Below are 10,216 nucleotides of genomic sequence, written 5' to 3'. Positions count from 1 at the left end.
GGTGAGCAGGATCATCGCATTCACAGGTTGCAATAGGGTATTGCGGATCACCTCATGAGAAATGCCAGGGTACATGGTAATCACACCAATCGGTTGTGGCGTGATCGGGTTGACTTTGAACTCACCACTCGGTTTTTCATCCACTTTGACGTTGGTGCTCAATTCAATATTGATGCCTGCTTCCAATAGAGGTGGCAGGTTTGGCGAGCTGAAAGCACTAAAACCGTCGGCGTGTGATTTGCGGCTGCGGTTGCCACGCATCAAACGATTATTGAAGAATAGGGTCACTTCATTGATTGGGTAATTGGCTGCGACGTGCAAGGCATTGAGCAAGTTGGCTTGGCCGTCAGAACGCAGATCCGCCAGTGGAATTTGTGAGCCTGTGACAATCACAGGTTTGCCTAAGTTTTCGAACATGAACGACAGTGCTGAAGCTGTGTAAGCCATGGTATCCGTACCGTGGAGGATTACAAAGCCGTCGTATTTGTCGTAGTTGGCCGCAATATCGTCAGCAATAAGCTGCCAATCAGCAGGCGTCATGTCAGATGAATCCATCAAAGGATCGTATTCATGAATGGTAAACAGAGGCATTTCTGGACGGTGAAACTCGGGCATGCTGGCTAATTGCTTTTCCATAAACCCTGCAACAGGAACGTAGCCGTGATCCGATTTTTTCATGCCAATGGTGCCGCCTGTATAGGCGATATAAATATGTTTTCTTGCCATAGCGAGAAATCACTCAGTGTAGGGAACAGAGCGGCGATTATAGCGAAAACTCTTGCAATAAAAAGAGGCGCTTCTTGCAAAGCGCCTCGGTATATCAAGGGTTGTGACCGCGTAGACTATTCTACTTGGCAGGGCAGACAGAACGCATATTGCCCTTTAGGATCATTCAATTGATTGAGCAGCGACGTTTGTTGTTGCCACTCTACTGCCAAGGGTTGCAGTGATTTTGGCAAGAGAGTGGAGACATCCAAACCTAAGCTGACACGTACTTGTCCGAGCAGATCTTGTAAAAATTGCTGGGCTGGAGTGAGTGGCTCTTCAACCCAGTACAGGTTGTATTGATCCAATTGTGCCAGATCCGCTGCCAAATGTACGGCATCATCAAAATCACCCAACTGATCGACTAAACCGAGGGTTTGAGCATCTTGCGCAGTCCAGACTCGGCCCTGAGCCAGTTCATCCACTGCTTTTAAGGTCAGGCCACGTTTCTCTGCAACCAAAGAAATAAAGCGCTGATAACCGTGTTCAATACCCAGTTGAATCGCATCTTTTGCACCTTGGGTGAGCCCCGTGGTCAGGCCTTGTCCTGAAAAAGGCGTTGTACCAACACCATCAGTATAAATACCAAGGTTGTTCAGTCCTTTCTCGAAGGTAGTGATCACGCTGAAAATACCGATTGAACCTGTCAGTGTGGTCGGTTGGGCGACAATCTTATCTGCGCTCATCGAAATCCAGTAACCACCGGAAGCGGCAAGGCTTGACATCGACACCACCACAGGTTTCCCCGCCGCTTTCAGAGCTTCAATTTCATTGCGGATCACTTCGGAAGCAAACGCGCTGCCTCCTGGGCTATCGACACGCAGTACGACCGCTTTTACATTGCTGTCGTTACGAGCTTCGCGCAGTAATCCAGCCACGGTATCGCCACCCACGGTACCACGTGGTTGTGAGCCATCCATAATCGCACCGCTCGCGACGACAATCGCAATATCGTTGGCATCGGTCAGTGTCGTTGGCTTAATGGTGGTTTTGTATTCGTAGTAACCGATGGCGTTATAACTGTCTTTTCCATCGCTACCAAAAGTTTCCGCTAACGTTTGGCGAACTTGCTGACGAGTCGCCAGTTCATCGACGAGACCGACTTTTTTGGACAGTGCAGCTAAGTCACCATTCACTTCTTTCAACTGAGCGACAAACTGCTCCATGCTTGGAGTAAGGGTTTTGATCTCAATTTGGCGATTGGCCGCGACATCATCGACGTACGCACTCCACAACTGAGTGAGCCAGCGAGAAGCGGATTCACGAGCCGCATCAGACATATCATCACGCACAAAAGGCTCAATTGCCGATTTGTAGGTGCCGACACGAAAGACGTGAGTGGTGACATCCAATTTCTCAAGCAGAGTTTTGTAGTACATGGAGTAGGCGCTGTAACCTTTTAGCAGTACGGCACCATCTGGAGCGAGGTAGATTTTGTCCGCATAACTCGCCAAGTAATATTGGCTCTGATTATAAAAATCCCCAACCGCAAACACAGGCTTACCAGAGACTTTGAATTCGTTGATCGCTTTGGCGATATAACGCAGCTTAGTCAAGTTGGTTTCTGGCATGTCTCCTAAAGCCAACACAAGCCCGGTGACATTGTTGTCATTTTTCGCATGGCGTAAAGTTTCAACAATATCAAACAGCACGTTTTCGCGGGGGAGCTCTTCACCAAACACGGAGCCCGTAAAGGAGTCCATCGGGTTGATGTGCGTACTCTGCTCAACAATCGGGCCAGACAGATTGAGCACCAGTGCCGAGGATTTATCCATGGTGGGTAGCGGGGCGTCAGCGTGGACATAAATAAAGTAAATAATGCCAATACTGAGTAAGAAAATAAGGTTAGTCAGTGCCAGCCTGATGAAGGTGATCGCTTTCCAAATCCCTTTCAAAATCAGCCCAACAAAACGAAATAGTGATTTCATGGTATCTCCAGACCAACGGAGTGGCACAACACTCCAAAGCTTCAGATGTCTAGTGCATATCAGCGCACAACGAACCACATCCTACGTTATCTGATCGGGGCAAACAACAATCTTGCAAACCAGCGTAACCTTGATCGCTGTTACACAAATGTAAACACTTGTTTGATTTTTGTAATTGGCAAGAATATTCTGGTCAGACCATATCAATAAGAAGCAAAGTGAAGTCGCTATGTACCCAAATCTATTTCAGCCTCTCGATCTTGGTTTTACTCAGCTCAAAAATCGTGTGTTGATGGGCTCTATGCATACTGGCTTAGAAGAAAATAAGGAAGGGCTGCAAAAGCTGGCGGCCTTTTATGAAGAACGAGCCAAAGGTGGCGTAGGCTTGATTGTGACGGGTGGCTTTTCGCCTAACTTGCGCGGCCGTCTGCACCCATTCAGCGCTGAATTTAGCAAAACTAAGCATGCCAAAGCCCATAAAGTGGTGACAGAAGCGGTGCACCGTCATGGCGCTAAAATCGCTTTGCAACTGCTGCATGCGGGGCGTTATGCGATGCATCCATTTTCACAAAGTGCTTCCGCGATTCGTGCACCGATTGCCAAGTTTGCCCCGAGTGAAATGAGCACTCGCCAAATCCGCAATACCATCCAAGACTTCGCCAATAGCGCAGAGCTTGCACAACTGGCGGGCTATGATGGCGTCGAAGTGATGGGGTCAGAAGGCTATTTGATTAACCAGTTCATCTGTAAGCGCACCAACATGCGTTACGACGAGTGGGGTGGCAGCTATCAAAACCGCATTCGTTTTCCGGTTGAAATTGTTAAAGCTATCCGTGAAGCGGTTGGCAAAGAGTTCATCATTATCTTTCGTCTGTCGATGCTCGATTTGGTGGAGCAGGGCAGCACTTTTGAAGAGGTGGTGGTGCTTGCCAAAGCCTTAGAAGAGGCGGGGGTCACCATTATCAATACCGGGATCGGCTGGCATGAAGCGCGTATTCCCACAATAGCGACCCAAGTGCCGCGTGCCGCCTTTAGCTGGGTGACGGAGAAGATCAAACCTTATTTAAAAGTGCCTGTCGTGACCTGTAACCGCATTAACACGCCGGAGCAAGCGGAGAAAATTTTAGCGAGTGGTCAGGCGGATATGGTGTCGATGGCGCGCCCGTTTTTAGCCGATGCGGATTTTGTACGCAAAGCGCAAGAAGGGCAGAGCGCGCTCATCAATACCTGTATTGGTTGTAATCAAGCTTGTTTGGACAACGTCTTTCGTGGCAAACGTGCGAGCTGCTTGGTGAACCCGCGCGCTTGTTATGAAACTGAGATTGTGGTTAAACCCGCACAGAGCAAAAAAATTGCGGTTGTCGGTGCTGGCCCTGCCGGTTTAGCGTTTGCGACGACCGCTTCAGAGCGTGGTCATCAAGTGGATCTGTTTGAACGCAACGACAGAATCGGTGGCCAATTCCGTCTTGCGATGCAGATCCCCGGCAAAGAAGAGTTTCGGGAAACCATTCGCTATTTTGCTAACCGGATTGATCAAACTGGCGTGAAGTTGCATCTGGGTTGTGAAGTGCAATTTAGCGATCTGCGTGGCTACGATGAAGTGGTGATCGCCACGGGCGTGACACCTCGTAAAATCGCCCTAACGGGGCTCAATGAATCATCAAAAGTAGTTGATTACCAAACCTTAATTCGCGAAAAGACACCCGTAGGCCAAAAGGTCGCGATTGTCGGCGCTGGCGGTATTGGTGTGGATGTGGCGAGCATGCTCACCGAGCCGAAAGATCAAACTTTAGATGACTGGTTATACGAATGGGGGATTGATAAAGCCATCGAGCACCCCGGCGGTTTGTACCCATATCCTGAGACAACCAGTGAGCGTGAAGTCTGGCTGCTGCAAAGGCGCAAAGGCGCGGTGGGTAAAGGGCCGGGTAAAACCACGGGCTGGATCCATAAACGCACGTTAGAAAAACGCGGTGTGCATTTGGTTGGTGGCGTGCAGTATCAGAAAATCGATGAGCAAGGTCTGCATATCGAGCGTGATGGAAAATCAGAGCTGATTGATGCTGATAGTGTGGTGATTTGCGCAGGTCAAGAATCCGTGCGTCCTTTTGAGGCGCAGTGGGCAGAGCTGGGCGATAAGCTGCATGTGATTGGTGGGGCGGATGTCGCCGGAGAGTTGGATGCCGCGCGCGCGATTCGTCAAGGTGTAGAACTGGCGGTGCGTTTGTAATCCCGTACAAAGAAACAGCAAATTTAAAGGGCACTTCGGTGCCCTTTGTTGTTTCCGATTGGAAAATAGAAATTACAGAATGACAGTTTTGTTGCCGTAGACAAACACATGATCATTCAGCACTTTGTTGAGAGCCTTACTGAGTACATTCTTCTCTACGTCGCGCCCAGCTTGCGCCATATCTTGCGCGCTAAAGGTATGATCGACCGGAATCACGTCTTGCTTGATGATCGGCCCTTCATCGAGATCGTTCGTCACAAAATGCGCTGTTGCACCAATGATTTTTACGCCGCGCTCATAGGCTTGCTGATACGGTTTCGCACCGATAAAAGCGGGCAAGAAACTGTGGTGGATATTGATGATTTTATGGTGAAAACGCTCCACAAACGCAGGTGTCAGCACACGCATATATTTGGCGAGAACCAGATAATCTGGCTGATATTGGTCAATCACATCTAACAGTGCCTGTTCGTGAGCTTCACGCGACAAACCTTCATGGGACACACAGTGGTAAGGAATATCAAAACGCTCAGTCAAACGTTGCAGCGTGTCATAGTTGCCGACTACCGCAGCAATATCCACATCCAGACTACCATCGTAGTTTTTCATCAAAATATCGCCTAAGCAGTGCGCTTCTTTAGTCACCAGAATGACGATGCGTTTGCGGCTCGAACTGATCAGTTTACGCCTAGTACCTTGAGGTAGAGCATGGTCGAGGTCGGCCAGCAGCGTTGCGTCATTGAAATAACCTTCCAATTCGGTACGCATGAAAAAATGACCGCTGGCATTATCCACGAATTCATTATTGTGGATGATGTTGAGTTGATGCTTGTAACAAATATTGGTGATCTTGGAGATCAGTCCCGGCGCATCAGGACAATGCGTCAGCAGGGTTTTTTTTTCCATTGATAACAACTTCCATGCAAAAATAAAAATCCCCTTTCTCTTTGAAATAACAAGGCTATTTTTTGCCATTTCAGCCAGTCTGGGTCTAGCGAATTTTTTCATTCTAAAAAACAAATCGGCGGCGGCTGAACGGTGAGCCAGCCCGCAAATACGCACCTATAATTAATCTATTATCAAGACAGATTCAATCGCTTTAGCCAAGTAATACTTAGGTTCATTGTGCATTGAGTAGGTAGTTTCTTATTGTTGAGAGTAGTAAGGGGTCGGATATGGATAAAGAACTTCTCGCACGTAAATTGTATGTCGAGCGGGTAGAGGCACTGCTCGGGGATCAGCCTATGGATGAGCATATTTTGGAAGAGATGTGGGAAAACCGCGCCTCCCCTTCTGAAGCAGCCAAAGCCATGACCATCACCCCGACATCGGGTTATGATGCTCCACCTTGGCTTGCCCGTTATCTCAATCGCAAGTAAATCTTTCTCTGCGGTGTGAATGAGATTGTCATTCGCACCGCTGCTGAAAACCTGCCATAATCGCGCCATTTCCGTTGCACAACGAACTGGCATGATTGAAAAAACCTTTTCCCAGCAAGGCGCTTTAGGCCAAGCCATTCCGGGCTTTCAACCCAGACAAGCACAAGTCGATATGGCGAAAGCGGTCGCCAGTGCTATCGCCAACCAATCTCAATTAGTGGTTGAAGCGGGTACCGGAACCGGCAAAACCTTCGCGTATTTAGTGCCTGCGCTGCTCAGTGGCAAAAAGGTGATCATCAGTACCGGTTCTAAAAACCTGCAAGAGCAGCTTTTCCATCGCGATTTGCCTTTAATGGTCAGTGCATTAGGCTTTTTCGGCCAAGTCGCTCTGCTTAAAGGGCGTGCTAACTATCTCTGTCTTGACCGTCTAAGTCGGCAAATGGTCGAAAGCCATACCCCCGAATCTGATCCCACGCTGCTTACTCAGTTGGTGAAAGTACGCAGCTGGGCATCCAGTACCCAGAGCGGCGATTTAGGTGAATGTGATGATTTGGCGGAAGATAGCCCGATCATCCCAACCATTACTTCAACCAACGACAACTGCTTAGGGAAAGAGTGTGCCAGCTACCAAGACTGCTTTGTTTCCAAAGCGCGTCGTCGCGCGATGGATGCCGATGTGGTCGTGGTGAACCATCACTTGTTTCTGGCCGATTTGGCGATCAAAGAGACGGGCTTTGGTGAGTTAATTCCGGAAGCCGAAGTGTTTATTTTCGATGAAGCGCACCAACTGCCGGACATCGCGAGCCAATATTTTGGTCAGTCGGTATCGAGCCGACAAGTGCAAGAGCTGGCGAAAGACATTGAACTCGGTTATCGCACCGAAGCGAAAGACATGCGCCAGCTACAAAAAGTGTCGGATAAGCTAGTGCAGGCTGCGATGGATTTGCGCATTGTGCTTGGCGAGCCGGGCTATCGTGGCAACTGGCGTGAAGTGCTGAAAGTGCCTACCGTGGCAAGGGAAGTGGAACGGCTCAATGAAGCGCTGCAATTTGCGCTGGATGTGCTCAAGCTGGCTTTGGGGCGCAGTCAGCTTCTGGATACGGCATTTGAACGTGCCACCTTGATCTTAGGCCGCATTCGCCGTGTGTGTGATGTTTCTGTCACTGGATATTCCTATTGGTATGACACCACGCCGCGCCATTTCAGTTTGCACATCACCCCACTGTCGGTAGCAGATAAATTTCGTGAACAGATTGCGTTAAAAGAGGGCGCGTGGATATTCACTTCCGCCACCTTAGCGGTCAACGAAGATTTCAGCCACTTTACTGAGCGGCTAGGGCTGACGCCGAGTGCGCAGTTTTCGCTGGTCAGCCCATTTGATTATCAGCAGCAAGCCGTATTATGCGTGCCGCGCTATTTACCCGAGCCGAACAGTCCCGGCCTTGCTGAGAAACTGGTACGCATGCTCGCGCCAGTGATCGAACATAACCAAGGGCGCTGTTTCTTTTTATGTACCTCGCACAGCATGATGCGCGATCTAGGCGAGCGTTTTCGTGAACGTTTGACCTTGCCAGTGTTGATGCAAGGAGAAACCAGTAAGCAGAAAACGTTGGCTGAATTTATGGAGCTGGGCAATGCCCTGTTGGTCGCAACTGGTGCTTTCTGGGAAGGGATCGATGTGCGAGGCGACACTCTAAGCTGTGTTATCATCGACAAATTGCCGTTTACTGCACCGGATGACCCGCTTCTCAAAGCGCGGATTGAAGATTGTCGTTTGCGCGGTGGCGATCCATTTGCGCAGGTGCAACTGCCCGAAGCGGTGATCACCTTAAAGCAAGGTGTGGGGCGGCTGATCCGCGATAAAAATGATAAAGGCGCGTTGATCATCTGTGACAATCGACTGGTCACGCGCGATTATGGTGGGGTGTTTCTCGCCAGTTTACCGCCAATCCCACGCACGCGGGATCTGGACGTCGTCACCACTTTTCTACAACAATTAGCTATAACTGAAATCAATCAGAGAGACTCATGAGCGTAAAAATTCTCGCCTTAGATACGGCCACTGAGCGCTGTTCCGTCGCGCTACTCGTCGGCAATACCGTTTATTCACGCAGTGAAATCGCCCCGCGTGATCACACCAAAAAAGTATTGCCTATGGTGGACGAAGTCTTAAAAGAAGCAGGCGTAACGCTACAAGAATTGGATGCTTTGGCTTTTGGCCGTGGCCCGGGAAGTTTTACTGGGGTACGGATTGGCATTGGAATTGCACAAGGTTTAGCCTTTGGGGCAGATCTGCCGATGATTGGCATTTCGACCTTAGCGGCGATGGCGCAAGCGGCGTATCGCGTGCAGGGGTTAACCCATGTTGCCAGCGCGATTGATGCGCGCATGGAAGAAGTGTATTGGGGGCGCTATGTGCGTCAAGAAGATGGCAGTTGGCAAGCCGCGGAAGCGGAGTGTGTGATTGCACCTGCGCTGCTAGCGCAAACTTTGACTCAAGATGATTTAACCCAAGATGAGCAAATTTGGGCGACCGCCGGAACGGGTTGGGATGCTTATCCCGCACTGGCGGATCTGCCGTTGCAACTGCAAACCAGCGAAGTGCTTTACCCTGATGCGCAAGATATGGCTTATTTGGCTCAGTTCGAATTAGCGCAAGGCAATAAAGTGAGTGTGGAGCAGGCAAGCCCTGTGTATCTGCGCGATACTGTGGCTTGGAAAAAACTGCCGGGTCGCGAGTAAGGCTAAAACCGTCAGGCAGAAGATGAGCGCTTACTCACTCGCAAACGAATAGGAACAGTATGGTTTCAATTAATGGATTACCTCCGGCGCGACTGCCCGGCACCAATAAAACCTCGAAAACGGGGAAAAAGGGCGAGGTCAGTCAGAGCGAGAGTGGCAAAAGCGTTTCATCGACCAGCAAAGTCGCGACGGCGGTAGCGGAATCGATCCGTCAGGTCAATGAGTCAGATATCCATCGCGCGCAAGTGCAGTACGATTTGCCTGAAGGGCGGGGTCGTAAAGCGATGGAAGAGTACCTGAATGTCATGAATCAAGCGCGCAAAGAGGAACTTGCGCAGTTGCTTGGGGTCGATATCTACATCTAAAACTGAGGTGAATTCGATGAAGATGCATGTGCTGAAATTACTCATACCTACCATGGCTCTGCTGCTGTCTGCTTGTGCGAGCTTGCCACCTGAGTTGGGCAATCCCGATGATAAAAGCGTTGTGACTCAATATTCGGCTTGGCTTGAGCGCGATCCAGCTACGCAATCACCCGTTCGAATGGGCGGCGTTGTTGCCAACATCAGCAACCAAAAAGATCGCACCCGCGTTGAGCTGGTCAACTTACCGATTGATAGCGCAGGGCGTCCCAACATCCATCAAGAGCCACAAGGTCGCTTTGTCGCTTACGTGCCGGGATTCTTGGACCCAATCACTTATGGGGAAGGTCGCTTGCTCACGCTTTATGGTACAACCGCACCATCTGAACAAGGCAAAGTGGGTGACTATGAACACACTTATCCGGTGATGAATGCGCAAGGTTACCATTTGTGGCGAGTGGAAGAGCGAGTCGAAGTCGATGATATTGGCCCTTACATGTTCCCTTGTCGCGGTTTCTACTGTTGGCCACGGACGATGCCTGAGCGGGACGGTAAGATCATTCAAGAAGTTAAATGAACTCTATTTCAACCACTTATCTGCTCGAACAAGGCCAATTAGCGGCCATTGAAGTGGGCAATGCAAAAATGGCCGAAGTCTCGGTCATTTTTATTCACGGCTGGCTGGATAACGCCGCGAGTTTCTTGTCACTGATGCCTGCGCTACATGCGCTGGCACCTAAGCTGCATCTGTGCGCGGTTGATCTGCCCGGTCACGGTTTCTCTAGCCACAAAGCGGGTTACTCTGCATTT

At 49.8% G+C, this 10,216-nt stretch carries 10 protein-coding genes; 7 read left to right on the top strand and 3 right to left on the bottom strand.

Translation table 11 applies throughout. The features are described 5' to 3' along the window. Both ansA and sppA read right to left on the bottom strand, forming a co-directional pair. The coding region (gene ansA, locus GOU96_RS15535) for an asparaginase (RefSeq protein ID WP_324702006.1) at positions 1-726 on the bottom strand (726 nt) is incomplete at its 3' end. 116 nt (positions 727-842) lie between these two features. Next, entirely contained in the window at positions 843-2,693 is a 1,851-nt protein-coding gene (sppA, locus tag GOU96_RS15530) for a signal peptide peptidase SppA (protein WP_174499664.1), read from the bottom strand. A 229-nt stretch (positions 2,694-2,922) separates the two neighbouring features. Here sppA and GOU96_RS15525 point away from each other — a divergent pair, with 229 nt between their 5' ends. After that, entirely contained in the window at positions 2,923-4,923 is a 2,001-nt protein-coding gene (locus GOU96_RS15525; protein ID WP_174499665.1) for an NADPH-dependent 2,4-dienoyl-CoA reductase, read from the top strand. A 72-nt stretch (positions 4,924-4,995) separates the two neighbouring features. On the opposite strand, the gene purU is transcribed toward GOU96_RS15525, so the two are convergent. Beyond that, a complete protein-coding gene (gene purU / locus GOU96_RS15520) occupies positions 4,996-5,829 on the bottom strand; it encodes a formyltetrahydrofolate deformylase (protein ID WP_000412706.1) in 834 nt (277 codons plus the stop codon). A gap of 269 nt (positions 5,830-6,098) precedes the next feature. Here purU and GOU96_RS15515 point away from each other — a divergent pair, with 269 nt between their 5' ends. The 6 genes from GOU96_RS15515 to GOU96_RS15490 all read left to right on the top strand — a co-directional run. Further along, on the top strand, positions 6,099-6,302 hold the full coding sequence (locus tag GOU96_RS15515; RefSeq protein ID WP_000356701.1) for a hypothetical protein: 204 nt from the start codon (positions 6,099-6,101) through the stop codon (positions 6,300-6,302). A 91-nt stretch (positions 6,303-6,393) separates the two neighbouring features. After that, a complete protein-coding gene (locus GOU96_RS15510) occupies positions 6,394-8,334 on the top strand; it encodes an ATP-dependent DNA helicase (protein WP_001897475.1) in 1,941 nt (646 codons plus the stop codon). Continuing rightward, positions 8,331-9,044 carry a tRNA (adenosine(37)-N6)-threonylcarbamoyltransferase complex dimerization subunit type 1 TsaB gene (tsaB, locus tag GOU96_RS15505; RefSeq protein WP_175248019.1) on the top strand — a complete coding sequence of 238 codons (714 nt, stop codon included), beginning with the start codon at positions 8,331-8,333 and terminating at the stop codon, positions 9,042-9,044. The genes GOU96_RS15510 and tsaB overlap by 4 nt, the downstream gene beginning before the upstream one ends. 59 nt (positions 9,045-9,103) lie before the next feature. Then, on the top strand, positions 9,104-9,409 hold the full coding sequence (locus GOU96_RS15500) for a hypothetical protein (protein WP_000253641.1): 306 nt from the start codon (positions 9,104-9,106) through the stop codon (positions 9,407-9,409). Between the two features lie 16 nt (positions 9,410-9,425). Continuing rightward, positions 9,426-9,983: a Slp family lipoprotein gene (locus GOU96_RS15495; RefSeq protein ID WP_000781803.1), complete on the top strand. Its 558-nt coding sequence runs from the start codon at positions 9,426-9,428 to the stop codon at positions 9,981-9,983. After that, on the top strand, positions 9,980-10,216 hold a 237-nt coding region (locus GOU96_RS15490), incomplete at its 3' end, for an alpha/beta hydrolase (RefSeq protein ID WP_324702005.1). The genes GOU96_RS15495 and GOU96_RS15490, both read left to right, overlap by 4 nt.

It is taken from the genome of Vibrio sp. R-1 (assembly GCF_035615595.1).
Lineage (GTDB): Bacteria > Pseudomonadota > Gammaproteobacteria > Enterobacterales > Vibrionaceae > Vibrio > Vibrio cholerae.
The sequence above is the reverse complement of the archived record's forward strand: the minus strand, read 5'-3'. Positions and strand labels throughout refer to the sequence as shown.